This window comes from Candidatus Omnitrophota bacterium, from assembly GCA_018830005.1.
In the GTDB taxonomy this organism is placed as follows: domain Bacteria; phylum Omnitrophota; class Gorgyraeia; order JAHJTE01; family JAHJTE01; genus JAHJTE01.
On record JAHJTE010000001.1, the window covers coordinates 822,005 to 848,437 of the forward strand.

Sequence of the window (26,433 nt, forward strand, 5' to 3'; positions counted from 1 at the left end):
CGATGAATAGATTATTTTATGTGATTATTTGGATTTTAGTTTTATTTTCAATCACAAATATATATTTTACAATTCCAAAAGAAAGTGATTTCTACACCTCTGCAGATGAAGGCCGATATTTTAAATATGCAAGTGCAGTTGCGACTGGAGGCTTAGGGGAATTTAGAAAATTAGCAAAGCAATATGTCCAGGATAAGAATGAACATCTTTTTCCATCACCTTTAAGGGCAGGCCACATTCTGGCGACCTCTTTATGGTTTAGGTTATTTGGTATCAGCTTTGTCTCTCTTGCAAGATTTTCCTGGTTTTGCTTTATCCTGTTTTTACTGGTCTCATTTTATTTTTGTAAAAAATATTTCGATAGAGATTTAGCTCATTTCTATGTTTTATTGCTGTCTTCCTCGCCGTTACTTATGGCAATGGCAAGAAGGGCCCTATCAGATAGCAACGCGAATTTATTTTGTTGTATAGCTGTTTGGCTTTTTTTTGTATTTTTAAAGCAACAGAACAAGATCAACTATTGTTTATTTCTTTTGTTTTTTTGCTTTGCCATTTCTATTAAATTGCCAAGTTTACTCCTTTTGCCATTTTTTATACTTTCCTTTTTACTGTATAAATATGTTTACAAAAATAAGATATCCAACCTATGTCTTGTTGGCACAATTTTTATACCAGTTCTATTATTACCTGTTTTCTATCTAGTATTATTTGGCAACTTTCAGGATTTTTTGTTATTAGTAAAAGCATGGTCAGGTCATTACCTTACTGGTACTGTACCTAGCAGCTACGCAATACTTTTTAATGACGGGCCTTGGTATACCCACATAATTCATTATCTCCTGCTTAGTCCGATAACAACGCTCCTGTTTATCGGCTATTTTTGTTATACGCTACTATCAAGAAAATTTGTCTGGAGGACTACTTATTTCTTTAATTATTTTTTAGTCTATTTTATAATTGTATCTAATTTAAAGTATGCTAGAGTCGCACGCCATATTCTAAATTTAGAAATGGTCGTATACTTATTTTCGGTAGTGATGCTATATGAATTATTCAGACAGAAGACCAAGCTCTATCAGCTCTATTTAGTTTTTGCAAGCTCAGTATTAATATTCTTCCTGAACTATTTTAATTTCATGGACATATTTTATTATAAGAAAATCTATGATCCTGTCAGTTATTGGCTTTTAATGGCAAAAAATATTATTCCAAAATTTTAAATTTCCCTTTGCTAAAGTTAATCTAATCAAGCCTACGTATAAATATACCCCCGATAGCATGGATAGGCAGCTGTCTAAAGGAATTAAGAGCAATATCGTGAAAGATTCTATTGTTATTAACGGTGCTAAAGAACACAATCTTAAAAATATAAAGGTTGTGATTCCTCGCAATAGCCTGACGGTAATCACGGGTTTAAGTGGTTCCGGGAAATCTTCTTTGGCCTTTGATACTATATATGCTGAAGGCCAGCGCCGTTATATCGAAAGTCTTTCTGCATACGCCCGCCAATTCTTGCAGCAACTTCAAAAGCCGAACATTGAATCCATCGAAGGAATCTCGGCGACAATTGCAATAGAACAGCGCAGCGCATCTAGCAATCCGCGTTCTATTGTAGCGACACAGACTGAAATCTATGATTATCTGCGTCTTTTATTTGCACGTATTGGACGCCCTTTTTGTCATAAATGCGCTCGAGAAATCAAGAGTCAGAGCTCAGAAGAGATTATAGAGCAGGTTATTACTTCCATGCCTAATTCAATAATTAGTATCTTTGCTCCTGTCATAAGAGGTAAAAAAGGCCATTATCGAAGTCTGCTTGAACAGATTCGTAAAGACGGATTTAGCAGGGTTAGGATCGACAAGAAAGAACATGCCTTAGGAGAGGACGTCGCCTTAGATAGATACAAGATACACACAATAGAGATTTTTATCGACAGATTAAAAGTCCAGGCAAAGTCTAAGGATCGCCTTGCGGATTCGATAGAGATGGCCCTTAAGATCGGAGGCGGAACAGTTATTATCCTTAAAGAAAATGCTAGGCATGAGAGCATATTTAGCGAGCAGTATGCATGCGTACACTGCGGTGAAAGCCTGGGTGAGATCCAACCGCGGTTTTTTTCTTTTAATTCTCCCTATGGCGCTTGTCCTGCGTGTAACGGTTTAGGCACCAAGTTGGAATTTGATCCAGATTTGATTATCCCTGATAAAAGTAAGTCGATCGCAGAAGGGGCTGTTGCTCCTTGGAAAAAAGGTGGCAGGAGCTATCTTATGTATTATCGCGCCCTTTTGCGTGAGTTAGCCAGAGAATTAGACTTCAGCTTAAATGTACCCTTTAGGAAATTGCCACAATCTATACGTAAGGCAATCCTTTATGGGGTTGATATACATATTTGGGGCAAGCCGTTTGAAGGCATTATTCCTCATCTTACGAGATTATTCAGTCAGACAAAAAGTGATTTTCTCAAAGGTGAAATATCCAGATTTATGAGTGTATTAGCTTGTCCTGAGTGTTTTGGCGCACGATTGAAAAAGGAGAGTTTGTCAGTAAAAATCGCAGGTCTTTCTATATGGGATGTATGTCAATTCTCAATTAAGGAAGCTAAGAAATTCTTTGATAATTTGAAGTTGTCTAGTAAAGAAGCAGTGATTGGGATGGAGGCCTTGAAAGAGATAAGAAATAAGCTCAATTTTTGCATTAATGTTGGACTTGATTATTTAACATTGGAGCGAAAGAGCTCGACGCTTTCCGGTGGAGAGGCTCAGAGGATTCGACTTGCAACACAGATTGGCTCAGGATTAGTTGGTGTTATATATATTCTTGATGAGCCTAGCATTGGCCTGCACCAGCGCGATAACCGTAAGCTGATTAAGAGCCTCTTGTCATTGAGAGACTTAGGCAATACAGTGATAGTAGTAGAGCATGATGAGACCACAATAAGAAGCAGCGATTTTATAGTTGATTTAGGCCCGCAAGCAGGAGCTGGCGGTGGTTATTTGATTTATTCCGGAGGCCTTCCTGGTCTGCTTAAGTCCAAAAAATCTCTAACCGCAAAATTTTTAAATGGGGAACTTAGGATTCAGGCGCCAGGAGAAAGAAGGATCGCTGATTTTAGCAAGGCCTTAAGAATTGAAGGCGCCTGCGAACACAATCTCAAAAAAATTGATGTTAATATACCTTTAGGAGTGTTTAATTGCGTAAGCGGCTTATCCGGATCAGGCAAGTCGACATTGATTTATGATATTCTCTATAAGGCATTAGCCTCTCACTTTTATAATTCTAAAGAGAAGGCGGGTAAACACTCCAAGATTTCAGGTTTAGAATTTATTGATAAGGTAATTATCGTTGATCAGGCTCCTATAGGCAGGACGCCACGTTCCAATCCGGCTACATATACAGGCGTCTTTGCACACATTAGGGAAGTTTTTTCCAGACTTCCATTATCGCGGGCACGCGGATATAAGCCTGGAAGATTCAGCTTTAACGTAAAAGGAGGCAGGTGTGAGGCCTGTTTGGGTGATGGCATTAAAAAAATCGAAATGCATTTTTTGCCTGATGTTTACGTCCACTGTGAAGTATGTAAAGGCACGCGGTTTAATCAACAGACTCTAGAGGTTAGATTTAAAGGTAATTCAATAAGTGATTGCCTTAATTTGTGTGTGAGTGAGGCGCGTGAGCTTTTTGCAAATATTCCCAAGATAAAACGTATATTAGATACTCTTAGTGATGTTGGTTTAGGCTATATTCAGTTAGGGCAGTTCGCAACAACACTTTCAGGAGGCGAGGCCCAGAGGATAAAGCTCTCAGAGCAATTGAGTAAACGCTCAAGCGGCAGGACGCTTTATCTTTTGGATGAGCCTACAACAGGACTTCATTTTGCTGATGTTGATAAGTTGCTTGATGTCTTACATAGATTGGTTGATGCAGGTAATACTGTTTTAGTTATTGAACATAATCTAGATGTCTTAAAGTCCTGTGATTATATAATTGATCTGGGTCCTGAAGGCGGCGATGCCGGAGGTGAAGTAGTCGCTTGCGGTTCACCAGAGGAAATTATTGCCAGCCTTAAGAGTTATACCGGTATTTACCTTAAGAAGGCACTGCGGCGCTAAATTACGTATTTTTGACCTCTTAAAAGTGTTCAAAAAAAGGTATTGAGCAAGCTTTGAAATTCTGTTATAGTTAGTACTTGATGAAGAAAAAATGCTTTCTTTTAACTAGTGTTTTTTTGTTTTTTTGGATAGCCCAGAGTCTATTACTCCCTAATCGGGTATACTGCATTGAAAGTAATGAGGCGGAGGATTTTTATGTGGCAGCCAAGGCATTCCAAGACGGTTTTTACGATCTCTCCTTAGAAAGTTTCAAGCGTTTTATTAAGCGTTACCCGGATAGTTCTTATCTTTATGAGACGCAATTTTATATTGGAAGATGCCTATTTTTTAAAGGCCAATTTATTGAGAGCCTTTCACAATTCGAATCTTTACTAAAAAATCCTAAAACGAGCCAAATCCAGGACGGCCTTAATTTTTGGATTGCTGAAGTCCATTTTAAAGGGAAGGATTACAAGAAGGCCGCCAGCTTTTACTATAAGGTCATTGAAGATTATCCTGATTCGGAATTTCTTACCCCAGCTTATTATTCTGTTGCTTTATGTATGTTTGAACTTAAAGATTATGCGAAGGCAGTCGATTCTTTTAGTCAATTGATATCTAAATTTCCCAAGCACCCTTTAGTAGAGCCTTCAAGCTTTAAGATGGCACAAAGCCATTATCTCTCTGGGCAGCGCCAACAGGCCAAAAGTACATTTAATGAATTCATTAAAGATTTTCCAAAAAGCAATCGTTTGCCTGAGGCCTTTTTCTTTTTGGCGGAAATCTTTTATTATCAAGCAGATTATAAAAATGCAGTAGATTTCTATCAGAGAACATTGGAAATGCTTAAAACCAATATAAAGGTTGCAGATTCTGATAAGCTGAAGAATTTAGCCATTGTCGGTATTGCCTGGTGTTATATAAATGAGAAAAAAATAAAAGAGGCAAAGAAGGTGCTCCTCGCTGCTGAAGTAACGGATGCAATTCTTTTGGCAAAGGCGGCAGTTGAATTCATGGAGGATGATTTAGGAGTAGCAATTGAAATTTACAATAGACTGATTAGGCAGTTTCCAGAAAGTGATTATCTGCTGGAGGCCTTCTTAGGCAAGGCAGAGGCCCTATATAATCGTGACTCATTTGATATTGCCGTAGTTCTATATAGAGAAATGATCGATAGATTCTCTAATCTTGAAAAGTTTAAAGATTTTGAGAGTAAGATTTATTACGGGCTTGCCTGGTCTTATCTTAAGATAGGACAGTTCCAGGAGGCAATAAATGAATTCGATAAGATTGCCAAGACATCCAATGATGAGATTGTAAAGATTAGCGCCTTATGCCAAATGGGTGATACTTATCAAGAGACAGGCCAATTAGATAAGGCCCTAGAAACTTATGATGAAATTCTAAAAAGTTACCCGGATTCGCTTTATAGCGATTATGTCCAGTTCCAGGTCGCAGCCAGTCTTTACAAATCAGAGCAACTCGATGCGGCTATATTAAGTTTCCGGGCATTGCTCGATAATTTCCCTAAGACGAAGCTTAAAAATAGGGCGCAATATTATTTGGGATTGGTTTATTTTCAGCAGGGAAATTACAAAGGCGCTATAGACCAGCTTAATAAATTTTTAACTGAATTCCGCGAAACTAATTTGGCGTCTGACGCTATGTATCTATTGGCATCTTCCTTTTACAACCTAGGTGAATATAAAAAATCTCTTTCTGCTTTTGAAAGAATCTTCAAAGAAAATATAAAACGGGATGAAAAAATCAGCCAGGCTGCCGAGTATGAAATTGCAAATTGCCTTTTCCAGTTAGGAAAGGAAAAAGAGGCCCTGCAAAGACTAAAGGTCTTTTTAAAAAAGCATCCAGAATCAAAAATATGTGCTGATGTTTTTTATTGGTTGGGTGAATATTATATGGCAATCGACAATTTTGAAATCGCACGTAGATACTTTCGTCGACTATTAAGCGATTTTCCCGAACATGAGCTTTCTGACGCTGCTTTTTTCAATATAGCAGTAAGCTATAGTGAATCAGAACGTTTCAAGGCGGCATTAAAGGCATTTTCGCAAGTTAGGGATTCTAAAAATATTGAGTTGAGTTTGAATGCTAATATTTCAATGGCGGAAATTTATTTGGCAAACAAAGACCATCGAAGCGCCTTAGCAATTTATGATAAACTTTTGCAAGAACAACGATTTTCAGCTTACAAAACGTTGATCTTAACCAAAAAGGCGGATTCTTTAAGATCAATAAGAGATTACTCAGAGAGCCTCTCTAACTATAGAGATGCACTTAAGGCCTCTTCGCGTGAATATAATCCGGAGATTTTATTTAAGATTGCGGAGGTTGAAGAAGAGAGGGGTAATCTAAAATTGGCACTTGAAAATTATCTTAAGATAAGTTATCTACCTGGATTTGAACAAGATCTCGCCAAGCGAGCACTTCTTAGGGCTGCCAGGATCTGCGAAACGCAGCGCAATTGGAAAGAGGCGAAGAAGATATACAATAAATTGAAAGATACAGATTTTGATGAGGCTAAATATGCCTATGATCGCTTGAATTGGATTGAGAAAAATATTGATAAGGCTCAAGGAAAATAGTTTTGCGTCAATTAATATCAAAGACAGAAATAATTAACTAGAGAGGTGAATTAATGTCTGAAATAATTCAAAAGATTGGTTTGTTGCTTTTAAGTATTGTAGTCGCCTTTCTTCTCTATTTGAAAGTCGGCATTATTAATAAGGGTGGACCGGTAATGATTTTACTCATTGTCTGTTCAATCTTTGCTTTGGCAATTGTCATGGAGCGGTTTTGGTTGCTTCATAGAATGCGCTTAGACGCCAGTAAATTCCTGGAGAAAATAGTTGATACCTTAAAAAGGCAAAGGGTTAAAGAGGCTATTGAGTCTTGCGATAAGTCACCACATCCAATCGGATTAATTTTAAAGGCAGGGATTGTAAAGTCTGATCGTTCTCGAGAGGATATAAAAGAAGCAATGGAAGATGCTTCTTTATATGAGGTGCCGAGAATGGAGAAGAATTTAGGCCTTCTGGCTACATTAGCGCATATCTGTCCTCTTTTGGGGTTATTAGGTACGGTAATGGGCCTGGTGAGATGTTTTCAGGTTATACAATTGAAGTCAGTAGGATTTCAGCCAGTGAGTCCGGGAGATCTTGCGGGTGGAATATGGGAGGCATTAATTACTACGGTGGCAGGTCTCTCAATAGCCATTCCCACATACGTAGCTTACAACTATCTTGTTAATCGTGTAAATAGTTTTATTCTAGAAATGGAACGCTCAGCTACAGAGTTGCTTAATTTCTTAACCGAAAGGACGTTTTCTGAATCATGAAATTCAAAAGACATATGCAGTTAGAGCATGGCCTAGGTCAACTCGACATCGCGCCTTTAATTGATGTCATCTTTCAGCTATTGATATTTTTTATGTTAACTTCAAGTTTTGTATTACGATCTGGGATACGTGTAAATTTACCCCAGGCAGTTACAAGCGAAGTAGTCAAAGATAAGAATGTTATTATAACTGTTAGCGCTGAAAATGTTTTGTATCTAGGAGGTTCCGTAGTAACTCTAGATGAATTAAAAGCGAGATTGAAGGCCGTTAAACGCGTTTCGGGTTCTGTTCTGATTAAAGCTGATTCCAAGGCTTACTTGGGACGCGTTGTTGAAATTTGGGATTTATGTCGTGAAATTGGACTGGAACAAATAAATGTCGCTACTAACCAACAGGTTGAATGAAGGTATTCCAAGGAATAATCGCAATAGGCGCGCCTTAAAAATTTCTTGCGTTATTTCTTTCTGTTGGCATATCTGCCTTTTTAGTGTTGTAGACATAACCTTCCCAGATATAAAAGTGCCTGCTGTAAATAAAGAAGTTATGTTCCTGGGCTCTTATCTTGCTGATTATGATTTTTTTCCTTCAGAAGATAAAAACATTCACAAAAATATATATTTTGATACTGCAGTAAAGAATGCATTAGGGCAAGATCTGGAGGGTTACCCAAAATTAGAGATATTTCTTGAAAAGCCAGAAAAATATTTCCTTGCTCAAAAGAGCCAGAGAGAAGAGGTCTATTATAGATCCCAGCTAGATACCTTGCCAAGTGAGATTCTTTTGTATTCTGGTCTGCCCAAAAAAGATTTGGAATTTTTTGATTCCAAAAGATTACCTGCTATGAATATTTATTTTAAAGAAGGGATTCCGCGGCCAGTTAAATTTAAATTATATATTTCGGAAAGAGGCAGGGTTAGGCTCTCGGAGAAGACAATTTCTTCTGGTAGTTTTGATGCAGATATGTTTATTCAAAGGGCGCTAAGAAGATTGGTTTTTGATACTTGCGCATTCGGTAGGGCTAACTGGCACGAACTCGAGTTAGATCTTAAAAATGATACCAATTAATTTTAGCTGGTTGATTTTTCTATTTGTTTCCTGCCCGCTTTTATTTTTATTTGTCATGTGGGTGATACCTTTAAAGAGACAACGTTTTTTTAATATATTGGAGTCTGAAAAGGATGCCTGGCATTGTAACGTTTGTACGTATACTTATTTAATTTTTGATAAGAAGACAGCAATTTCTAAATGTCCACGCTGTGGTAGTTTCAATAGAAGGGTAGAGTCTTCAACCTCGAATTCTAATTTTTCTCTGGAAAAAATCAGCTAAGTGGATTATAATAAAGAAAGTTATAGCTTAGCTTAAGTTTAAGCGGACATAAATTGTCTGCTCATTGGAGGAGGCAGTTATGATTACAAGGATAGGCATAGCAGCAGGCGAGGTCTGGCATTTTCTGGATAGTCATGGCCAAGCAAAATTAGAAGATGTCTTATCTAATATTGATAAACCACGCGATATCTTATTAATGAGCATCGGTTGGTTAGCCAGAGAAGGTCATGTTGTGCTGAATAATGATGGTGAAAGTTATTTATTGATATTGAGAAAAGCGGAAGTTGGATAGCTCTTATGAATACCAGCAATACCAGAGGCAAGATTAATAAGAAGAAAGGAGTAGCTTTAGTTACAGTATTGATCTTCGTTTTGTTAGTTTCTATGGTTGCAATAACCTCAGTGTATTTAATGACAAACCAAGCTAGGCAGATAGAGAAGCAAATTCGCAGAATAACTGCCTTTTATTCTACTCAGGCAGCCGCTGTACAGGCAAGAGAAGATATTTTTAAAGATCGTACCTTAAACGTTTTAGATTTAGATCCAATAAATAACCAAAAAGTAGATATTGCTTATTATCCCGCCACAGAAAGATTAGAAACTAACATCATCTATTTCCCATAAAGACCCTCTTTAAAAAGACCCCGCTCTTTAAGTCACAAAGAGAAATTACCTAAACGTCAAGTAAATCCCGGTAAGTCTAAGTAAATTAATAATAATTTTTTATTGACAAAGTAAGTATAATATGTTTTAATTAAGAATATATTAGTTTAAGTAAGATGTAGAATATAATTATGTTATACTTTTTGCTGATAACATATTGAGGTGCAAGGTATGTCCAGATTAATGGATATTCAAGAATTAGCGGATTACTTACGACTTAAAAGGCAGACTATTTATAACTGGCTGAATCAGAAGAAGATTTCAGGCATTAAGGTGGGAGGCGTTTGGCGTTTCGATAGAAGAAGTGTCGATAAATGGCTGAGGTCTCACGAACAAAAGGCAGATTAGGATAAAGATGAGAGGTTTTAACAAGACACAATTAGGCATTAATTTAAGCGCGGACGCGATTACACTTGTTGAATCCAGCGCTAGAAAGATTGTTAAATACTGCAGGCAGGAACTATCAGAATTTAGCGTTAACCTGATGGAACTTTCCGAGGATGAGATAAAATTTTCTGCAATTTTACAAAAGATTTTAAGGGAGAATGAATTTACAGGCCGCGACGTTTACGTTGGTTTGCCTGCGCACGATATTATTGTAAGATCTTTTCAAATTCCACTTGTATCAAAAAGGGAAATAGACTCGACCATTAATTATGAAGCAAGAAAATATCTACCGTTTCGAATAGAGGAATTAATATTTGATTTTCTCACGCGACGCAATAAAAGGAGTAAAGGCTTTAATGTAATATTTGCTGCAATTAAAAAGAAAGCCGTTGAGAGGTATGTTAAGGTACTTAATCAGGTGGGATTTAATATCGTTTCATTGGAACCGGCAAGCTTGAGTTTTCTGCGTGCAGCCTTTGTTAAGACCAGAATCAATTTAAAAAAAATAGTACTAATTATAAATATTGATTCTCGCCTTTCAGAAGGAGATATCCTGATTTTAGATTCCAATATGCCTTGTTTTATTCGCGATTTAAAATTATCTACCGCAGGCGAGGCCCCAGAGCAGGACAATCTCGAAAGCAAATTAAATAAACTAATAAATGAAATAAGAATTTCTATTGATTATTTCCGCCACCAGCAGCTTGCATTGCAAGATAATATTTCAGAGATTTTATTATTTACAGACGTCTCTGAAACAAATTCTTGGGCGCAGGCGATTGCTCAGGAGTTAGGTATATCAACCACTGCATTTTTAGCGGCCGAGACCTTAGGGATTGATTCAGCCCACTGCGATTTGCTTAAGGCAGCAGGGGCATCGTTTCGTGGTTTATGTAATTTTCCAGTTGAGTTAAATCTCCTAAAGAAGAAAGAAGAGAAGTTGATAAGAAAAGAATCACAATTTGCTCAGATTTCAAAGTTATTTGTTTTTAAACCACTATTTAAAAAATGTCTTATTTCTGGCGGAATATTCATAGCTTTAATAATTGCTATATATGTCCTTGGAAATTTTAAAATAAAAAAATTGGAAAAGCAATTAAATCTAACTCGAGCCCCTAAAGAACAGCTTGCATTTTTACCAAAGGCTATTGATTTTAGTCAGAAGGAGCTTGTTGCAATAAAGAAGTTGGTTCAAGACCAGCTGGATCAAGTCGAGGCAACAATTGCATCAAGGGTTTATCTAACTGAAAAGATTGAGCGCCTTCAAGCCTTGTTGCCTGATGGCGTCTGGCTTGAAGGTCTAGACTTTCGTAAGGACAGAGGCAGCTTAGAAATGGTACTTGAGGGAGTTGCATATCTGCCTTCAGGTGAAAATGCATTAGTCGTAATCGATCAATTCTTAAGTAAATTACGCAATGATACGAAATTCAACAAAGGTTTTAAGGATATTGTACTTAGTTCGGTGAGGCAATCAGCCAGGGATGATTTTGTGATCCGGTTATTTCAGATTAAATGCCGTTAGTCAAAAATAAGATGAATCTAAAAGAGATAAAAATTGAGGATATCCTAAAAAAAACCGATAATCTTTTTATTATCGCTATAGTTTTAATCGGCTTAATTATCTCAGTAAATATTATTAAGAAGAATGCGAATGCTTATAAGCTCTTGCAGCAGAAGATTAAAACAGAGGAGAATATGAGTAATCTACTGACAGAGATTAACGATAGCGCTAAAGATTATAATTATTATCAGAAAAAAATACTATTCGATAAAGACAGCCGTCAGGTGGTTAATGCTATTAATGAGTGGGCGAGTGCCTCTGGGGTAGAGATAATATCCTTAACGCCCCAGTTCGTAAAAGGTGATGAACGATTTTACTACGTTCCCGTTGATCTTGTAGCAAAGGCTGATTATTACGGATTAGGACTATTCTTAAGTAGAATTGAGGATTACGAAGGTTTCATTGAAATTAGAAATCTTAAGGTTTCTGCAGAGGGGGGGAGGATTTGGCAATCTATGCAATCGCAAAAGTTAAATATCAATCTTTCCTTGTATGCAGTCGCCCTGAAGGAATTAGATGTATCTGAAGCGTTTTCAAGATACTAGGATTGTACTAAAAATGAAAAATACTTCTTTAATTGTCTTATTCATAACTATTTTTCTTCTGTCGTTGTACAGCCTAGGTCAGGCAGATGTTGTTTCTTCCAAGAAGGTTGCTTTTAAACCTTCTGGCTTACGCAGTCCATTTAGGTCTCTATTACCGGAAAAAAAGGCAGAAGAAGCAAAAGAAGTAATTAAGGCACCTGAAAGAGAGATACCTGTTTCTTCTCCAAAAGTCAAGATAAATGGAATAGTCTGGGGGGGATTATTTCCCCAGGCAATTATCAACGATGAGGTAACAAGAGAAGGAGATGTCCTAGGGAAGCCAGAATCGATTACGGTTCTAGAAATTAAACCACGAGAGGTAGTGGTCTTATTTAAGGGAAAGATATTTAGTTTAAATCCTTGATTTGAGCCTAAGTAAAAAAATAAGGGGGAATAAATGAAAAACCTTAAGGGAAATTACAGGATAAAGATGCTATCCATTGGCATAGTTGTTTATTTGTCATTGTTTTTATTTGTTCCGAAGATTTATTCGGACGATTTGCCTGCCTGGCAGAATATTATCTTTGAAGATGAAACACAAAAGATTTCAATGGATTTCAAGGAGGCAAATCTCAAAGATGTATTGAAGATATTCTCTCAGCAGGCAGAGCTTAATTTTATTGCAAGTTCTGCTATAGAAGATCGTAAAATCACATTATATTTAAACAATGTTCCTGTAGATGAGGCATTGGATAAGCTTCTTAGAGCTAATAATTTAGGTTACGAGAGGGATAGCTATTCTGATATTTTTATAGTAAGGGACAAAGGCGAGTCTGCAATAGAGACTGAAACCCGCGTATTTTATTTAAAATATGCTCGAGTTCCAAGTTCCCGCTTGAGCCGAGAGATTGAAAGTGCTGCTTCAGATACAGAGGATGCCTCAGGAGGAACATCGGCAAGCAATGAGTTCAATATCGTTGAGGCAATAAGAAGACTGCTTTCTCTTCACGGCAATATTGTTGAGGATGCGCGGACAAACAGTCTGATTGTTACAGATATTCATTCAAGATTTGCAGTGATTGAAAACACTATTGCAAAACTTGACATTTCAATTCCTCAGGTAGCGATTGAAGTTGAGATGCTGGATATTAATCAGAATGTTTTAGATGAATTAGGTGTTAAATTTGCCAATGCTGATCTTTTGAGCTTTACAGGACCTTCTGCGGAGACTGACTTTCTCTTTAATAAAAATCGCGCTAATGCCCCAACTAGTCAAGAAACGCATTTTGGCATCTTGAGCGCAGAGCGTTTAATCCTTACTCTAGAATTATTAAAGACACGCACTGATACTAAATTTCTGGCTAGGCCTCGCCTGTTAACACTTTCCAATGAGACATCTGAGATAAAGATAACCGCTGATGAGGCTATTGGCGTTACTACTGAGACAGCGGCAGCGGGTGGTACTACAGGTTCAATAACCGAGACTGCCGAAAGAGCAGAAACCGGTATTTCATTGCGTGTTACGCCACAGGTAAATATTACAAGTGGCGAAATTATAATGCTTTTAGAGACAAAGGTTATTGAGGCAAAAACAGGGTCAATAACCCTTGGCGGAAATATATTAAAGGACCCGGAGGTTCGTGGCACTAAGTCCATAGTAATGGTTAACGATGGAGAGACTGTTGTAATCGGCGGATTGATTCGTACTACTGATTCCCAGACAAAGAAGAGGGTTCCTTTTTTGGGGGATATTCCTTTTCTGGGAGCACTTTTTCGTCATCGAGAAGGTGATACAAAGAATCGCGAGCTGATTATCTTTATTACGCCACGCGTTGTCAAAAGCGGCGGCGTTCCATTAATACAATCTGCCGGACGGTTTATTAACAATGAGCGTGAACAAGGGCCATTGGGTTCTTCCTCTGATGAGGTTGATAAGGCTCTTACAGAGTTTGAAGAACGTAATGATCTATGATGTAATTTGAGGTGTGAGTAAATGGCCAAGCCCAGATTAAGATTAGGTGAACTGCTTGTAAAGGAAGGAATCATTACTAAAGAGCAGTTAATGAAAGCAGTGGATGAGCAGCGAAAGTACGGCGGCTCAAGAATTGGCGAGGTTTTAGTGCAGTTGGGCATGGTTAGTGAGCAGGACTTGATTGCTACGCTGGGCAAACAGCTGGGGATTTCCTATGTTACTTCCGGTACTGGCTTGTTGCGGCCGGCAATTAACCAGGGACTGGAAAGATTGATTTCCAAGGATTTTGCCATTAAGAATGTAGTGCTGCCTCTATCTAAAAATCTTAATTCCTTGACCTGCGCAATTTTCGATCCATTAGATTTAGTTTTATTAGATAACCTGCGTAAGATTACGGGGTGTGAAATAAATTCAGTTATTGCTACAAAGCCAGATATACTAAAAGCAATCGAGGAGTTTTATGGAAAGGTAGATCTACTTAAAGAGGCAGTAAAGGAATCCTATATAGATACAGGTCAGATTGATGAGGCAGATGCTGATTTGAATGAAGATGAGTTGAGTCTGGACACATTGATTGCCAAGGCAGAAGAGGCCCCTGTAGTAAAGTTAGTTGATTTGATAATCCGTCAGGCAATCGATGAACGCGCCTCAGACATTCATATTGAACCCTACAAAGAGAGGATAAGTTTAAGATATAGAATAGATGGAGCGCTTTATGACATTCCGCCTCCAGCTAAACATCTGCACCTTCCTATTATTTCCAGGATAAAAATTTTGGCTAAGATGGACATTGCAGAGAAACGCCTGCCACAGGACGGGGCTTTCATGGTACGCTCTGAAAAGCGCGCCATTGATTTAAGGATTTCTACTATACCTACAGTTTATGGCGAGAAGGTGGTTATTAGGCTACTTGATCGCAGTCAGCTTCCCTTGGAGCTGACACAGCTGGGCCTTGAGCAAAAACAATTAGAAATATTTCGCCAGGCTATAAGTTCGCCTCATGGAATGATTTTCCTGACTGGTCCTACAGGTAGCGGAAAAACAACGACTTTATATGCTGCCCTAAGTGAGATAAATAGCCCTCATAAAAATATTATTACTGTTGAGGATCCGGTTGAATACCGTCTTGACGGTATAAGTCAAGTCCAGATAAAGCCCGAAATCGGTCTCACATTTGCTACTGCCCTACGTTCATTTTTACGTCAGGATCCTGATATAATGATGGTGGGAGAAGTAAGGGATTTGGAGACTGGACGTATCTGTGTGCGTTCGGCATTGACAGGCCATCTTGTCCTAAGCACCCTGCATACAAACGATGCCCCTTCAGCAATTACGAGATTGGTTGATATCGGCGTAGAACCCTATCTTTTAATGCCAGCCTTGTTATTAGTTGTGGCCCAGAGGTTAGTGCGCAAATTATGCCCTGACTGCAAAGAGGCATATGAGCCGTCCGGGGAGAAGCTGGGAAATACTAAACTCAATGCTGATCTTATCTATAGGGCTAAGGGCTGCGAGAAATGTAATCAGATTGGCTATCGTGGCAGGGTTGGCGTCTATGAAGTTATGAGTATTAACGAAGAGATTTCTCATTTTGCCTTGGAAGGAGTAGAAACTGCAAAGATTAGGGAGGCATCAATAGCTAACGGCATGAATACGTTATGGGAAAATGGCCTGAAAAAAGTTGAAAAAGGCATTACAAGTCTGGAAGAGATAATGGCAGTGGTAGTTGAAGGATAAACAAATGGCTAAGTTTATTTACACAACAATTTCAAAGGCCAGCAAGAAAAACAAGGCCATAACTGAGGCTAAAAGCGAAGAGGCCCTGCTGGAGAAACTCCAGTCTCAAGGGCTTACTGTAATAAGCATTGTTCCTTATCAAGAAGGGACCAGGGTGACTAAACCTGAAGAGGCAAAGTCAGAAGCTGTAAAGTTTAGGGCCAAGCCAGTAAAAACTCATAGAAGAGTAAGGTTAACTGATTTAGTTTTATTCGCACGTCAATTAGCGACTATGCTTAGCGCTGGAGTAACGCTGCTTAGATCCTTGGAGGTTATATCTGTCCAGCTTCAAAGCCAAAAATTAATAAGGACGATGGCGAAAGTAAAAAAAGACGTTGAATCCGGAAGGAATTTTTCTGATTCTCTGGCAGAATATCCTGATGTTTTCTCTAAGCTCTGGGTTAATCTCATTCAGGCAGGCGAGGCAAGCGGAAATCTAAACACTGTATTAGAGCGTCTGGCAGATTATATCGAGGCACGCGCTGAGTTTAAGTCCAAGATTACCACTGCTATGATTTATCCTTTAATTCTGCTTGTAGTTGCAACCGCGGCAATTTTAGTTTTTACAATTATAATCATTCCTAAATTTACGTCTATATTTCAAACCTTTGATATAGAACTTCCCTTGATTACTAAGGTGCTAATTGGCTTGAGTAATTTTTTAAGACATGGTATAATTTTTCTGATACTTGGCGTTACGGTACTAATAGCGCTCTTTAAAAATTTTATTAAAACCAAAGACGGTAAAAGGATTTACGATAGGTTTAAATTGCAAATGCCGCTTCTTGGCGAATTTATACAATCTGTTCAGGTTGAAGGCTTTGCTTCGGAAATATCCATGCTTTTAGAAAGCGGCGTTCCTATTCTCTATGGTTTAGAGATTACTCAGCAGAGCATGGAGAATTCACTTATGGAAGAGGCCGTAGGAGAAATAAAGGATTCAGTGCGCGCGGGTCAACCACTTCATACCCCAATGGAAGAATCAGGATTGTTTTCGCCTATGGTTAGTCAGTTGATTGCAATTGGCGAGGAGATCGGAGAACTACCCAAGATGTGCAAGCAGATCGCCATTTATTATCAGAACTATATTAAGACTTTTGTTACGCGATTTACAGCAATGTTAGAGCCATTAATGATTGTATTTATGGGGATTATAGTCGGAGTAATGGTAATAGCAATGTATCTGCCAATATTTCAGATGTCAACTGGAGGAAGTTTTTAAAGCTAGATTATATGCTCATTGAAGGAGGTGATGTTTTAAATTCTCTGAGAAAATAATCGTTGTAATTTATTATAGATATTTACAATCAAGGTCTAGTATGGACCTTAAAAGGAGGTAGTTTAAAATGAAGAAAGGTTTTACGCTTTTAGAATTAATTATCGTTATAATTATTCTTGGAATTTTGGCTTCTTTGGCAATACCTAGGTTTACCAGAACTACTCAGCGGGCAAGGGCTGCAGAGGCACTTCAGATGTTGTCTGTGTTGCGTGGCTCGATGGAGCGCCATTTCCTAAGAGGCGATACTTATGTTGGTGCAGTTCTGGATGATGGCTCATGTGCTTGTGATGCTGGCTATAATCTTGATGTAGGTTGTCCCATGACTACTACTCCTCGGAATTTTGATTATACCCTTACAAATCTCGCCGCAGGCACATTTACTATTACTGCTACTCCTACAGGAGTTTGTGCTAGCACTGATACCATTACAATAATCGAGACCGGAGTTGTTACTGGAGCTGGCTTATTTGCTGGTATTTAAGTTATCTTAATGAAAATAGAGTCTGGTTTAGGTAGAATTAGCTAAGCAAGAATGCAGAGACCCAAGGGTTTTACATTAGTAGAGGCAGTAGTAGTCATAATTATCTTAACGATTATGGCTGCTATTGCTTATCCACGCTTTATCCGCACTATGGAAGTGACAATTGGAAGAGAGGCCAGGGTAGATTTAGAGCTAATCCTTGCTGCTGAAAAGATCATTGAGTTGCAATCAGGAGCATATTTGCCTTGTAATCCTCCAAATGATTGTAACGTTGAACTTAATTTAGATCTAAGATTTAATAACTGGCTCTACGACGTTACTGTAACAGCTCCTCCTAATCCGACTTTTCTTGCTACAGCTACACGTACATCTGGTACCAACGCAGGTACAGAAATTACAATTACTGAAAATGGTCCTCCCTTAGTGGGGACCTGGCCATTTTTAAATTTGATACAATAAATGAAAATTGGAGTTAAGAGATTGCCCCCGTTAGCCGATAAGAGGCTAACGGGGTTTACTTTAGTTGAAATCTTAGTTGCCTTAGTTATTCTGGCGTTAGCAGTTGGCGGGATAATGTCTTCTTTTATCAGCTCGCAGCGTTTTATATCCAGATCCCAGCGTCGACTTCAGGCTGCAAATTATGCCCGGGAAGTACTAGAGCAGTTAAGAGATGGAGTAAATGCCCAGTATTGGGCCAGTGCGGGTAATGATAAGCTGGATATCAAAGGTTGGACTGATTGTATTGCTGGCCCCATTAATCCTCCTTTACAAATAAACCTTGCTACTTTAGCAGCGTTTAATGCACGATGTGATTATATGGTTGTGAGTGAGTCTGCAACCGGGTATCGAGCGGTTACTGTGAGGATAGAGTGGGATGAGCCATAAAAGAATGAAATATAAGGCTGGGCTTACGCTTATTGAACTTATTATTTCTATTAGTTTTTTAGGCCTTGTTGTTTTATCTGCTGTAACTATTAACCTCAGTGCTGATAGATTTTTAAATGCTGAAAATACCCAGGTTAGGCTTACTAATGAGGTAGCCCTAGCCTTAGAACGCATTGCTAGAGATATTAAGCTTTCTTTTGGTAATCCGCCCGCTACCTTACCTGCGAATCCTGCCTTTCGAATCCTCGATCCTGGTGTTATTAGCGGTAATGAATTGCAATTACGTAAAAAAGATATAGCGCCACTAGGCACAGGTGCTAACGATCAGTGGACAGGCTATCGTTTTAATAATGCTAATAGAACAATTGAAGTTCATGATGATCTTTTTGGCGGTGTTGGCAGTTGGGAAACATTAGTAGAAAATGTTGTAGTTATAAATGATATTTTTCAGGCTATTGATACAGATAATAACGGAGATGCCTTAAATGATAATGTTATCCGAGTTGAGATAACCTGCCGTCAGGATCCAACGCAAGCTCAATCAGTAACAAATCCAGAAGTAACCTTAGTTTCAACAATGCACATTCAAGCAGTAGCCTCCCGTTGAAAAATCTCAGAAAGTAAGCAACCTATTTAAAATTCAACTTTATTATGATAAAAGTAATGCTAATTGGAAGTCAGGCATAAGCGATGCTCTCATTTATGGGGCGATAGTTCAGTTGGGAGAATGTCTCGTTCGCAAAGTCAAGAGTAAATTTTTCATAACTCGTTGAAATTAAAGTAAATATATTAACTCCTAACAGCTTAGAAAGATTTATTGGCTTAATAGATTTTAACACTTTTTGCCGCAATGTAGTCATTATTTGATCACCAAGTTTATCCTATCCTTGAGTCTACAATAATTTTAATCTTCCTAACTGATTATCTTGCAGATAGTTACAAACATATATAAATTTAAAACACTTCTTGTGCCTATTTGAGGACCATATAAGAAAATAATAGTTGTATACAATGTCATCCAATAGTGTTATTATGGATTATCATGACACAAACACCACGCCAGACAAAGAGCTCTTTTTACGGCCTTGGGATTGCCCCGAGAATACTGGATATACTGGATCGAATGAAGTTTACAGTTCCTACGCCGATTCAACATAAAGTCATACCTATTGCCATAGAAGACAAAGATATTATAGGAGTTGCGCAGACCGGAACTGGCAAAACACTTGCCTTTGCCGTTCCTATTATTCAGCGCCTTTCCCAGAGAAAGGGCCGCGCGCTGATTCTTACACCCACTAGGGAACTTGCTATTCAGGTTCATGATGTATTTCAGAAGATTGCTACGTCATTTGGCATAAATACAGCTGTTATTATAGGCGGTGCATCCATGGGCCTGCAGCTAAAAGCACTCAGAAGAAACCCGCGTGTTATAGTTGCTACTCCCGGACGTCTTGTCGATCACATGGAGCGACGCACAGTTCTTTTGGCTGATGTAAATGTCCTGGTTTTGGATGAGGCGGATCGTATGCTTGACATGGGATTTCTGCCGCAGATTGAAAGAATTATTAAATTTGTTCCACGAAACAGACAGACCATGCTTTTTTCCGCAACTATACCAGGAGAAATCGTGAGAATGGCAGCCGCGCACATGAAGCTGCCTATACATATTGAAGTCGCTCCCTCAGGAACTACTGCGGAGCACATTACACAGGAAGTTTTTATTGTTAAGAAAAGCTCAAAGCATCAGCTTTTAATAAAGCTGCTTGATGCCTATCACGGTCCAGTACTTATCTTCTCCCGGACAAAAATAGGCGCTAGAAAGATTGCACGCGAATTACAGCGAATGAACCGCAGAGCTGCTGAGATCCACTCAGACCGTTCACTTGCACAGAGAAAAGAGGCCCTGAATGGTTTTAAATCAGGAAAGTATAAGATACTTGTTGCCACTGATATTGCTGCTAGGGGTATTGATGTTACAGGCATAGAGCTTGTTATAAACTACGATCTCCCGGATGACACTGAGAATTATGTGCATCGTATTGGCCGCACAGGCCGCGCCGGACACGAAGGCCGTGCTATATCTTTTGCGACACCTGAACAGGGCTCAGATGTACGCAATATCGAGAAGCTGATTAAGACAGCCCTGCCCATATCAGAGCATCCTGAATTGCCCAAAGAAAGATTTGTTCAGTTTTCCAAGGGTTCGCATAAGACTGGCTTCTATGGCGGTCCCAAGAAAAGATATGCTAGAAGTAGATATAATAGATTCCGCAAACGTTGATAATGAGGGCAACTGTGAAGATCGCCCATGATATTGGTTAGAAAAAAAGGAGAAAGATGAACGAAGATTTTAAAAAAGAGGATTCTTCAGTTCCACTACAAGAAGAACAGCAGGTATTAGCTTTAATCAAGAGATTGCAGCAGCAGATTATTTTTTTGGAGAAGAAAGTAGATATTTTACTTAGCAGGTCTGTGCAAAGGACTAATGAAACCAGGAGCTTTTCCAGGCCTTCCCACTCCTTTGGTCGTTCTCAGCGTCAGGGAAAGGCAAGGTACAGGGATCGTTCCAGAGAAAGAGGTTTTTCTGCTGATCGCCTTGATAAGCAACATGATGAAGAAAGCAGAGGCTCTGAGCAAAGAGAAAAACCATTTTACCGCTTTGATAAACGCCAGGGAGGAAGCCGAAAACCTGGCCAAAGAAATAAGCCGTTATTTCACCGCAGAAGAGACCATTCTTAAAAATAATTCCATCCGCCCCAAAGCCAAAAGTAAATTTTTCATAACTCATTGAAATTCAAGTAACTATATTCATTTCCAACCAGTTCTAAAATTTTTAGTCTTTGCTTTTTTCTAAATTTACCTATTTTCCTCATCCAGATGGACACTATTTGGTCACCAGGGGGTGTACGCCACCGCTTTTAGATTTATATATATCTATACTGGCTGTCTCTAGTGCGAGCACCAAATTTTGGGCTATAGATTTATCTTGCTAGGATAAGAAAAGAGGACTATAATCAAGATGTTATTGTGTAATTAGCCTTTAACATATAAATAGAAGGGGTGACAAATGAAACTAATACATTTATTATTATTAAGCGTATTGTTATTAAGTGGCTGTGCATCCGCTGGCGATCACAGGCGACATACCCGAGATGAAGCGGGTGATAGATTAACAGTGGGCAAGGTCCAACGCGAAATTAAAATCGGTATGTCTTCTGCAGAAGTAGCTGAAGTGTTAGGTTCTCCTAACGTTGTTTCTAGTGATGAGGAAAGGAGAGAGGTTTGGATTTACGATAAAATATCGACAGATGTTTCATATTCTACCAGCGAAGCAGGGGCATCTATATTGATAGTGGGTGGAATAGGATCTTCAGGTGCTAGGTCGACTTCTCAGAGAACTCTGACAATTATAATAAAATTTGATCGTGATGGTAAAGTGCGTGATTTTGCTTATCACACCTCTCGATTCTAATATTAGAGAATGTATATGAGAAATAGCATTTCCAAGGTTGCAATTTGTATTCTTTTATTTCTATCTTTGGTTGGATGCGCTACTATCCCGATGGACTTTTTAAAATTGTCTTCTCATAGTTTAGAATATCGACAACTTCAGACAAGGCAATATGATACCAATGATGAGGAAGCAATTATTATTGCGTGTGTTGGTGTATTACAAGATTTAGGTTTTACATTGGATGATAGCGAGACAGAACTCGGATTGGTTGTTGGATCAAAAGACAGAGACGCAACTGACGCTGGACAAGTCGCACTAGCCACGCTTTCAACTTTTTTAGCAGCCCTAGGAGGAGGATCTTCGAACGCATTTGAAATGATTGATGATGTTCAAAAAATTAGAGCCTCAGTGGTAACTAAGCCAGCTTTAAATGGCAATAAAATACTTGTTAGGGTTACTTTTCAGCGAGTTATATGGAATAAAAGGGGGGATATATCAAGAATGGAAACTTTGAATGACCCCAAGTTATATCAAGGATTTTTTGAACGCTTATCTAAGTCTGTATTTTTGGAGGCTCACAAAATATGAAGAAATTAACTCGCTTCATTGGTACTTCTTTATTTATATTAACAAACGTTGTATTCTCTGGATGTGCTAGTACATCCAGTCAACTACTTGAAGCTAGCGAAAGTCAAGTTCAGTTGAGAAGTATGCAGACAAGAGCCTTTGATACGACAGATAAGAAAAAGATGCTACGTACTATTATTAGCACTCTGCAAGACTTGGATTTTGTAATTGATAGAGCAGACCAGGTATTAGGCTCTGTGACTGGATCTAAGTTTACTGGTAATGCTGTGGTGAAGATGAGCATAACTGTAAGGCCTCGTGGAGATAAGCAACTATTAGTAAGAGCCAATGCTCAATACGGCATCAAGGCTATAGAGGATCCAGAGCCTTACCAAGATTTCTTTAACGCTTTAGGAAAAGCGATATTTTTGACAGCCCACCAAGTTGATTAGTAGCTTTACACATCTCGCACAAATAAAAATTAGACTAAATTTTAACTTTAGCCCCAGTGATGAGCTGGGGTTTTTGTTTGTGGCTGCTTCCTTTTTTCTGCCTCTTGTCTATGAAAAGCAACATTTTGCCTATTTATAGAAAAGTCCCATTTTTTCCTAAATCTATAACTCTAACACATTGAAACACTTATAAATATGTGTAATTTTATTACACACTTGGCACGATTTATGCTGTTATTATAATGAAGTAGTATGCGTAGTGGAAGGTGAGAGATGAAAAAGACAATATTATTGGCGATAATAGGCGTGTTTTTGATGGGGACAAACGCATTTGCAGTGGTGGGAATTGATGCATATACAGTATTGATGCTTCATTTTGATGGCGATGATGGCTCAACAGATTTTATGGATAGCTCTTTTAGTAACCATACAGTAACAGCCCATGGCAATGCTCAGATTGATACTGCTGAAAGTAAATTCGGAGGAGCATCGGGTTTATTTGATGGATATGCAGATTATCTTACTGTTTCCGATTCAGATGATTGGTATTTTAATGAAGATTTTACGATAGACTTTTGGACGAAATTTAATGCATTACCAACAGGAGCGAGTTCATATGTTATAGGCTCGCAACTTACTGGTATACCAGGACATCAATGGGAACTTTATTTTCACGAAGGTCCTGGTATTCATCGTTTTAGATTATATGTAGTCAAAAATAACACATCATATTTTGTTGTGAATAGCGACTATGAATCCTATTCTGTTGATACTTGGTATCATATTGCTTTGACTAGAAACGACGATTGGTACAAAATATTCATAGACGGGATGCAAGATATCGCTCCTACCTACAATACTTTTGTTTGGGAAAACTATGCTGCTAATTTGCAAATAGGCTCTTGGGGAGCAACCTATCCCGAATATGCTCTTAATGGTTGGCTAGATGAGTTTCGTATCTCTAAAGGCATAGCTCGTTGGACTTCAGATTTTACTCCCCCGACAAGTGAGTATGAGGTTATTCCTGAATCATCCTCGCTTATCCTCTTAGGTCTTGGTTTACTAGGAACAGGAATATTCAAAAGAAAGGTTAAATCTTAATCCTACCTAATTTTCTTGCCAAAATAAATAAATAGAGCTACAATTGTATCCTCATTATGTTTAACCATCATAAAGGCATGATAATGGGCTTGGGATTATTTAATTTATAGGCAATCTCTAAATGGGGGGCAAGAAAGGCAACCGACGCAAATCTTGAAAATAAAGATGTTACAGATAATTGGGGCGGTAGTTCAGTTGGGAGAACGCCTCGTTCGCAACGAGGAGGTCAGCGGTTCGAATCCGCTTCGCTCCACCAAAATTATACTGCGTAAAATTTGTTTGAATTCTAAAAATGCAAAGATTTTTCACTCCTAAAGAAAATATTTCCAAAAAAGAGATTATTATTAATGATGCGAGGCAAGTCCATCATATTAAGGATGTCTTGCGAAAAAGGATGGAGGATTTGATTGAGGTTTTTGATGAAGATAATAACGTCTATGAGTGCAGAATAAAGTCAATTGAGAAAAATAAGATAATTGCCCAAATAGTAAAGATGAATATTGCTACCCCTGGAGGAAAGAAAGTCCATATAACCTTAGCCTGTGCAATTCCTAAAAAATTTAAATTTGACTATATTGTAGAGAAGACAACTGAATTAGGTGTTGATAGTATAATTCCGCTGATAACCAAGCGCAGCATAGTTAGGCTTAAGGATAAAGATATAGATAAGAAACTCCAACGTTGGCGCAGGATTGTAATTGAAGCAGCAAAACAAAGTCATAGCTTGAATCTACCGGTTATTGAGTCGCCTTTAGATTTTAGCGCATTAGCTAAGAAATTTTCGGATTTTGATTGCATATTTGTCCCTAATCTTTCCTGCAAAGAGAGAATGATATTCCCAGAGGCATTAAATATGATTAAAGGGAAGAAACGAATTCTACTCTTAATTGGCCCTGAAGGGGATTTTACCCCGGATGAATTAGAGAAGGCAATAGAAAATAAGGCATTAATGATTACCTTGGGTAGACAGGTACTAAGAGTTGAGACTGCAGCGATTGTCTGCACAGGTTTACTGTCTTTATGTCTTACTGATATTTAGGAAATTATGAAGACCTTTTCAATAAAAACACTGGGTTGTAAGGTTAATCAATATGAAAGCCAGGTAATACGCGAACGCTTACAGGCTCAAGGTTTAAGTGAGGCTAATGGTGCAGCTGATATCTGTGTTGTTAATACCTGTACAGTAACAGCAAGCGCCGACAGAAAATCTCGTAATGCTATAAGAGGGGCTCATAGGAATAACAAGAAGGCCAAGATTGTAGTTACAGGATGTTTGGTAAAATTCGATAAACAGATGCTGGTTAATATAGGAAATATCGATTATATTATTCCTAAGTCTTTTTTCTCAGGAGGTATATCTTATTTTTCCCATCATGCGCGGGCGTTTGTAAAGGTTCAAGACGGTTGTGATAATCATTGCAGTTATTGTAAGGTTTCTCTTGTCAGGGGAAAATCTCGCTCTCGCCCCTTGAAAGAAATAACAGAGGAAGTTAGAAGGCTGGCGCTTTGTGGATTTAAGGAGATTGTTTTAACAGGTGTGTGTATCGGCAGTTACGGCCTTGATTTAAAACCCAGAATGACCCTTGCTATGCTTATTGAGGAACTTCTTAAGTTATCTGAACTCAGACGTCTAAGGCTTAGTTCAATTGAGCCCAATTTTGTCAGTAAGGAACTGATTGATATCTTTTCAGTATCTGGCAAGCTTTGTCCGCATATACATATACCAATGCAGAGTGGCGATAATAAAATCTTAAAGCTAATGAATAGGAATTATACGAGAGAGGATTATGTATCGTTGGCTGAGGAGATTAAGAAAAAGATTCCTCAGGTGAGTCTGACTACTGATGTGTTGTTGGGTTTTCCAGGTGAGGAAGATGAGAATTTTGCAAATACACTCAAGACATTAAGACAGGTTAGGCCCTTACGGATTCATGGCTTTATTTATAGTAAGAGAGATCGAACAGCTGCAGCTAGATCGAAAAATGATGGTTTTAACCAGTTTGAATTATCCCAAAGGATGAATCAGCTTAATCTATTAGCTGAGGAGCTTTCATATGAGTTTCGTAACTCATTCTTAAATAAGAAGCTATATGTTTTGGCAGAGGATTTCAAAAATGGCCAGCTCTCAGGTTATAGCGGCAATTATATCAAGGTTGATTTTTTGGGTGATTTTAAGCATATAAACCAGGTTTTGCCTGTCAGAATTGAAGAGGTTAAAAGGGGTTTTACCAAGGGGGTCATACTTTTAGATCAGAAACAAGGGTCTGGCGACATATCATATTGCAATGTAAGGAGTTATGAAAAGCAACTAAAAAGGTAGCGCTACCTTGACATAAGTGCTTTTATATGTTATACTTTGGACGCTTTTCAAATGAAATCACACTCTAGAATCCTCTCATAATACATTTAAATTATGATAAAAAAACTAATTATCTATTTTATTCCTTTAGTATTATGTGTTGCCTCTTTCGGGACCGTCTTTGCCCAAGATATTACTATTTCTACTAATACTACCTGGGAATCTGGCACTTATACCTACGGTAATGTCTTAATAACTAAT

At 38.3% G+C, this 26,433-nt stretch carries 28 protein-coding genes and 1 tRNA gene; all 29 read left to right on the top strand.

Annotation, left to right across the window (positions count from 1 at the left end; translation table 11 throughout):
* Nucleotides 1-2: 2 nt before the first annotated feature.
* The 29 genes from KJ593_04340 to KJ593_04480 all read left to right on the top strand — a co-directional run bounded on the left by KJ593_04340 (nucleotide 3) and on the right by KJ593_04480 (nucleotide 26,193).
* On the top strand, nucleotides 3-1,220 hold the full coding sequence (locus tag KJ593_04340) for a glycosyltransferase family 39 protein (protein MBU2541110.1): 1,218 nt from the start codon (nucleotides 3-5) through the stop codon (nucleotides 1,218-1,220).
* Between the two features lie 94 nt (nucleotides 1,221-1,314).
* Nucleotides 1,315-4,110, top strand: coding sequence for an excinuclease ABC subunit UvrA (uvrA, locus tag KJ593_04345; protein ID MBU2541111.1), 2,796 nt, complete (start codon nucleotides 1,315-1,317; stop codon nucleotides 4,108-4,110).
* 80 nt (nucleotides 4,111-4,190) lie between these two features.
* Nucleotides 4,191-6,692: a tetratricopeptide repeat protein gene (locus tag KJ593_04350; protein ID MBU2541112.1), complete on the top strand. Its 2,502-nt coding sequence runs from the start codon at nucleotides 4,191-4,193 to the stop codon at nucleotides 6,690-6,692.
* Nucleotides 6,693-6,745: 53 nt separating this feature from the next.
* Nucleotides 6,746-7,444, top strand: a complete 699-nt coding sequence (locus tag KJ593_04355; GenBank protein MBU2541113.1) for a MotA/TolQ/ExbB proton channel family protein — start codon at nucleotides 6,746-6,748, stop codon at nucleotides 7,442-7,444.
* The gene (locus KJ593_04360) at nucleotides 7,441-7,848 is read left to right on the top strand and encodes a biopolymer transporter ExbD (GenBank protein ID MBU2541114.1); all 408 of its coding nucleotides are present in this window, start codon (nucleotides 7,441-7,443) and stop codon (nucleotides 7,846-7,848) included. Before KJ593_04355 ends, KJ593_04360 begins: the two co-directional genes overlap by 4 nt.
* Complete coding sequence (locus KJ593_04365; protein MBU2541115.1) at nucleotides 7,820-8,509, top strand: hypothetical protein; 690 nt, start codon at nucleotides 7,820-7,822, stop codon at nucleotides 8,507-8,509. The genes KJ593_04360 and KJ593_04365 overlap by 29 nt, the downstream gene beginning before the upstream one ends.
* Nucleotides 8,496-8,771, top strand: a complete 276-nt coding sequence (locus tag KJ593_04370; GenBank protein MBU2541116.1) for a hydrogenase maturation nickel metallochaperone HypA — start codon at nucleotides 8,496-8,498, stop codon at nucleotides 8,769-8,771. The genes KJ593_04365 and KJ593_04370 overlap by 14 nt, the downstream gene beginning before the upstream one ends.
* A 79-nt stretch (nucleotides 8,772-8,850) precedes the next feature.
* Nucleotides 8,851-9,063 carry a winged helix-turn-helix domain-containing protein gene (locus KJ593_04375; protein ID MBU2541117.1) on the top strand — a complete coding sequence of 71 codons (213 nt, stop codon included), beginning with the start codon at nucleotides 8,851-8,853 and terminating at the stop codon, nucleotides 9,061-9,063.
* Nucleotides 9,064-9,068: 5 nt separating this feature from the next.
* Entirely contained in the window at nucleotides 9,069-9,395 is a 327-nt protein-coding gene (locus KJ593_04380) for a pilus assembly PilX N-terminal domain-containing protein (protein MBU2541118.1), read from the top strand.
* A gap of 210 nt (nucleotides 9,396-9,605) precedes the next feature.
* Nucleotides 9,606-9,782: a helix-turn-helix domain-containing protein gene (locus KJ593_04385; protein MBU2541119.1), complete on the top strand. Its 177-nt coding sequence runs from the start codon at nucleotides 9,606-9,608 to the stop codon at nucleotides 9,780-9,782.
* A gap of 7 nt (nucleotides 9,783-9,789) precedes the next feature.
* Nucleotides 9,790-11,343 carry a pilus assembly protein PilM gene (gene pilM, locus KJ593_04390; GenBank protein MBU2541120.1) on the top strand — a complete coding sequence of 518 codons (1,554 nt, stop codon included), beginning with the start codon at nucleotides 9,790-9,792 and terminating at the stop codon, nucleotides 11,341-11,343.
* Nucleotides 11,334-11,927, top strand: coding sequence for a type 4a pilus biogenesis protein PilO (pilO, locus tag KJ593_04395; protein MBU2541121.1), 594 nt, complete (start codon nucleotides 11,334-11,336; stop codon nucleotides 11,925-11,927). The genes pilM and pilO overlap by 10 nt, the downstream gene beginning before the upstream one ends.
* Nucleotides 11,928-11,940: 13 nt before the next feature.
* A complete protein-coding gene (locus tag KJ593_04400) occupies nucleotides 11,941-12,330 on the top strand; it encodes a general secretion pathway protein GspB (GenBank protein MBU2541122.1) in 390 nt (129 codons plus the stop codon).
* 33 nt (nucleotides 12,331-12,363) lie between these two features.
* Nucleotides 12,364-13,878, top strand: coding sequence for a secretin and TonB N-terminal domain-containing protein (locus tag KJ593_04405; protein MBU2541123.1), 1,515 nt, complete (start codon nucleotides 12,364-12,366; stop codon nucleotides 13,876-13,878).
* A 21-nt stretch (nucleotides 13,879-13,899) separates the two neighbouring features.
* Nucleotides 13,900-15,615, top strand: coding sequence for a Flp pilus assembly complex ATPase component TadA (tadA, locus tag KJ593_04410; GenBank protein MBU2541124.1), 1,716 nt, complete (start codon nucleotides 13,900-13,902; stop codon nucleotides 15,613-15,615).
* A 4-nt stretch (nucleotides 15,616-15,619) separates the two neighbouring features.
* On the top strand, nucleotides 15,620-16,876 hold the full coding sequence (locus tag KJ593_04415; protein ID MBU2541125.1) for a type II secretion system F family protein: 1,257 nt from the start codon (nucleotides 15,620-15,622) through the stop codon (nucleotides 16,874-16,876).
* A 124-nt stretch (nucleotides 16,877-17,000) separates the two neighbouring features.
* Entirely contained in the window at nucleotides 17,001-17,414 is a 414-nt protein-coding gene (locus KJ593_04420) for a type IV pilin protein (GenBank protein ID MBU2541126.1), read from the top strand.
* Between the two features lie 51 nt (nucleotides 17,415-17,465).
* Entirely contained in the window at nucleotides 17,466-17,873 is a 408-nt protein-coding gene (locus KJ593_04425) for a type II secretion system GspH family protein (GenBank protein ID MBU2541127.1), read from the top strand.
* Nucleotides 17,874-18,299 carry a type II secretion system GspH family protein gene (locus KJ593_04430; protein ID MBU2541128.1) on the top strand — a complete coding sequence of 142 codons (426 nt, stop codon included), beginning with the start codon at nucleotides 17,874-17,876 and terminating at the stop codon, nucleotides 18,297-18,299. It abuts the gene before it with no gap.
* Complete coding sequence (locus KJ593_04435; protein MBU2541129.1) at nucleotides 18,289-18,906, top strand: hypothetical protein; 618 nt, start codon at nucleotides 18,289-18,291, stop codon at nucleotides 18,904-18,906. Before KJ593_04430 ends, KJ593_04435 begins: the two co-directional genes overlap by 11 nt.
* A gap of 516 nt (nucleotides 18,907-19,422) precedes the next feature.
* On the top strand, nucleotides 19,423-20,580 hold the full coding sequence (locus KJ593_04440; GenBank protein ID MBU2541130.1) for a DEAD/DEAH box helicase: 1,158 nt from the start codon (nucleotides 19,423-19,425) through the stop codon (nucleotides 20,578-20,580).
* Nucleotides 20,581-20,636: 56 nt separating this feature from the next.
* Nucleotides 20,637-21,038 carry a hypothetical protein gene (locus KJ593_04445; GenBank protein ID MBU2541131.1) on the top strand — a complete coding sequence of 134 codons (402 nt, stop codon included), beginning with the start codon at nucleotides 20,637-20,639 and terminating at the stop codon, nucleotides 21,036-21,038.
* A 328-nt stretch (nucleotides 21,039-21,366) separates the two neighbouring features.
* On the top strand, nucleotides 21,367-21,771 hold the full coding sequence (locus KJ593_04450) for an outer membrane protein assembly factor BamE (GenBank protein ID MBU2541132.1): 405 nt from the start codon (nucleotides 21,367-21,369) through the stop codon (nucleotides 21,769-21,771).
* 15 nt (nucleotides 21,772-21,786) lie between these two features.
* Nucleotides 21,787-22,341, top strand: coding sequence for a hypothetical protein (locus KJ593_04455; GenBank protein ID MBU2541133.1), 555 nt, complete (start codon nucleotides 21,787-21,789; stop codon nucleotides 22,339-22,341).
* A complete protein-coding gene (locus tag KJ593_04460; protein MBU2541134.1) occupies nucleotides 22,338-22,772 on the top strand; it encodes a hypothetical protein in 435 nt (144 codons plus the stop codon). Before KJ593_04455 ends, KJ593_04460 begins: the two co-directional genes overlap by 4 nt.
* Before the next feature lie 273 nt (nucleotides 22,773-23,045).
* Nucleotides 23,046-23,873, top strand: coding sequence for a LamG domain-containing protein (locus KJ593_04465; protein ID MBU2541135.1), 828 nt, complete (start codon nucleotides 23,046-23,048; stop codon nucleotides 23,871-23,873).
* A gap of 180 nt (nucleotides 23,874-24,053) precedes the next feature.
* A tRNA-Ala gene (locus KJ593_04470) sits at nucleotides 24,054-24,129 on the top strand.
* Between the two features lie 36 nt (nucleotides 24,130-24,165).
* Nucleotides 24,166-24,912, top strand: coding sequence for a 16S rRNA (uracil(1498)-N(3))-methyltransferase (locus tag KJ593_04475; GenBank protein ID MBU2541136.1), 747 nt, complete (start codon nucleotides 24,166-24,168; stop codon nucleotides 24,910-24,912).
* A gap of 6 nt (nucleotides 24,913-24,918) precedes the next feature.
* Nucleotides 24,919-26,193 carry a MiaB/RimO family radical SAM methylthiotransferase gene (locus KJ593_04480; GenBank protein ID MBU2541137.1) on the top strand — a complete coding sequence of 425 codons (1,275 nt, stop codon included), beginning with the start codon at nucleotides 24,919-24,921 and terminating at the stop codon, nucleotides 26,191-26,193.
* Nucleotides 26,194-26,433: the final 240 nt, after the last annotated feature.

What these genes read in the sequence shown, in the direction of transcription:
- KJ593_04450 (MBU2541132.1), top strand. Translation starts at nt 21,367, where the DNA reads ATGAAACTAATACATTTATTATTATTAAGCGTATTGTTATTAAGTGGC.
- tadA (MBU2541124.1), top strand. Translation starts at nt 13,900, where the DNA reads ATGGCCAAGCCCAGATTAAGATTAGGTGAACTGCTTGTAAAGGAAGGA.
- KJ593_04405 (MBU2541123.1), top strand. Translation starts at nt 12,364, where the DNA reads ATGAAAAACCTTAAGGGAAATTACAGGATAAAGATGCTATCCATTGGC.
- KJ593_04435 (MBU2541129.1), top strand. Translation starts at nt 18,289, where the DNA reads ATGAGCCATAAAAGAATGAAATATAAGGCTGGGCTTACGCTTATTGAA.
- KJ593_04400 (MBU2541122.1), top strand. Translation starts at nt 11,941, where the DNA reads ATGAAAAATACTTCTTTAATTGTCTTATTCATAACTATTTTTCTTCTG.
- KJ593_04420 (MBU2541126.1), top strand. Translation starts at nt 17,001, where the DNA reads ATGAAGAAAGGTTTTACGCTTTTAGAATTAATTATCGTTATAATTATT.
- KJ593_04465 (MBU2541135.1), top strand. Translation starts at nt 23,046, where the DNA reads ATGAAAAAGACAATATTATTGGCGATAATAGGCGTGTTTTTGATGGGG.
- KJ593_04440 (MBU2541130.1), top strand. Translation starts at nt 19,423, where the DNA reads ATGAAGTTTACAGTTCCTACGCCGATTCAACATAAAGTCATACCTATT.
- KJ593_04460 (MBU2541134.1), top strand. Translation starts at nt 22,338, where the DNA reads ATGAAGAAATTAACTCGCTTCATTGGTACTTCTTTATTTATATTAACA.
- KJ593_04480 (MBU2541137.1), top strand. Translation starts at nt 24,919, where the DNA reads ATGAAGACCTTTTCAATAAAAACACTGGGTTGTAAGGTTAATCAATAT.
- pilO (MBU2541121.1), top strand. Translation starts at nt 11,334, where the DNA reads ATGCCGTTAGTCAAAAATAAGATGAATCTAAAAGAGATAAAAATTGAG.
- KJ593_04350 (MBU2541112.1), top strand. Translation starts at nt 4,191, where the DNA reads ATGAAGAAAAAATGCTTTCTTTTAACTAGTGTTTTTTTGTTTTTTTGG.
- KJ593_04385 (MBU2541119.1), top strand. Translation starts at nt 9,606, where the DNA reads ATGTCCAGATTAATGGATATTCAAGAATTAGCGGATTACTTACGACTT.
- KJ593_04430 (MBU2541128.1), top strand. Translation starts at nt 17,874, where the DNA reads ATGAAAATTGGAGTTAAGAGATTGCCCCCGTTAGCCGATAAGAGGCTA.
- KJ593_04355 (MBU2541113.1), top strand. Translation starts at nt 6,746, where the DNA reads ATGTCTGAAATAATTCAAAAGATTGGTTTGTTGCTTTTAAGTATTGTA.
- KJ593_04380 (MBU2541118.1), top strand. Translation starts at nt 9,069, where the DNA reads ATGAATACCAGCAATACCAGAGGCAAGATTAATAAGAAGAAAGGAGTA.
- KJ593_04340 (MBU2541110.1), top strand. Translation starts at nt 3, where the DNA reads ATGAATAGATTATTTTATGTGATTATTTGGATTTTAGTTTTATTTTCA.
- KJ593_04415 (MBU2541125.1), top strand. Translation starts at nt 15,620, where the DNA reads ATGGCTAAGTTTATTTACACAACAATTTCAAAGGCCAGCAAGAAAAAC.
- KJ593_04365 (MBU2541115.1), top strand. Translation starts at nt 7,820, where the DNA reads ATGTCGCTACTAACCAACAGGTTGAATGAAGGTATTCCAAGGAATAAT.
- KJ593_04425 (MBU2541127.1), top strand. Translation starts at nt 17,466, where the DNA reads ATGCAGAGACCCAAGGGTTTTACATTAGTAGAGGCAGTAGTAGTCATA.
- KJ593_04360 (MBU2541114.1), top strand. Translation starts at nt 7,441, where the DNA reads ATGAAATTCAAAAGACATATGCAGTTAGAGCATGGCCTAGGTCAACTC.
- KJ593_04370 (MBU2541116.1), top strand. Translation starts at nt 8,496, where the DNA reads ATGATACCAATTAATTTTAGCTGGTTGATTTTTCTATTTGTTTCCTGC.
- KJ593_04475 (MBU2541136.1), top strand. Translation starts at nt 24,166, where the DNA reads ATGCAAAGATTTTTCACTCCTAAAGAAAATATTTCCAAAAAAGAGATT.
- pilM (MBU2541120.1), top strand. Translation starts at nt 9,790, where the DNA reads ATGAGAGGTTTTAACAAGACACAATTAGGCATTAATTTAAGCGCGGAC.
- KJ593_04375 (MBU2541117.1), top strand. Translation starts at nt 8,851, where the DNA reads ATGATTACAAGGATAGGCATAGCAGCAGGCGAGGTCTGGCATTTTCTG.
- KJ593_04455 (MBU2541133.1), top strand. Translation starts at nt 21,787, where the DNA reads ATGAGAAATAGCATTTCCAAGGTTGCAATTTGTATTCTTTTATTTCTA.
- KJ593_04445 (MBU2541131.1), top strand. Translation starts at nt 20,637, where the DNA reads ATGAACGAAGATTTTAAAAAAGAGGATTCTTCAGTTCCACTACAAGAA.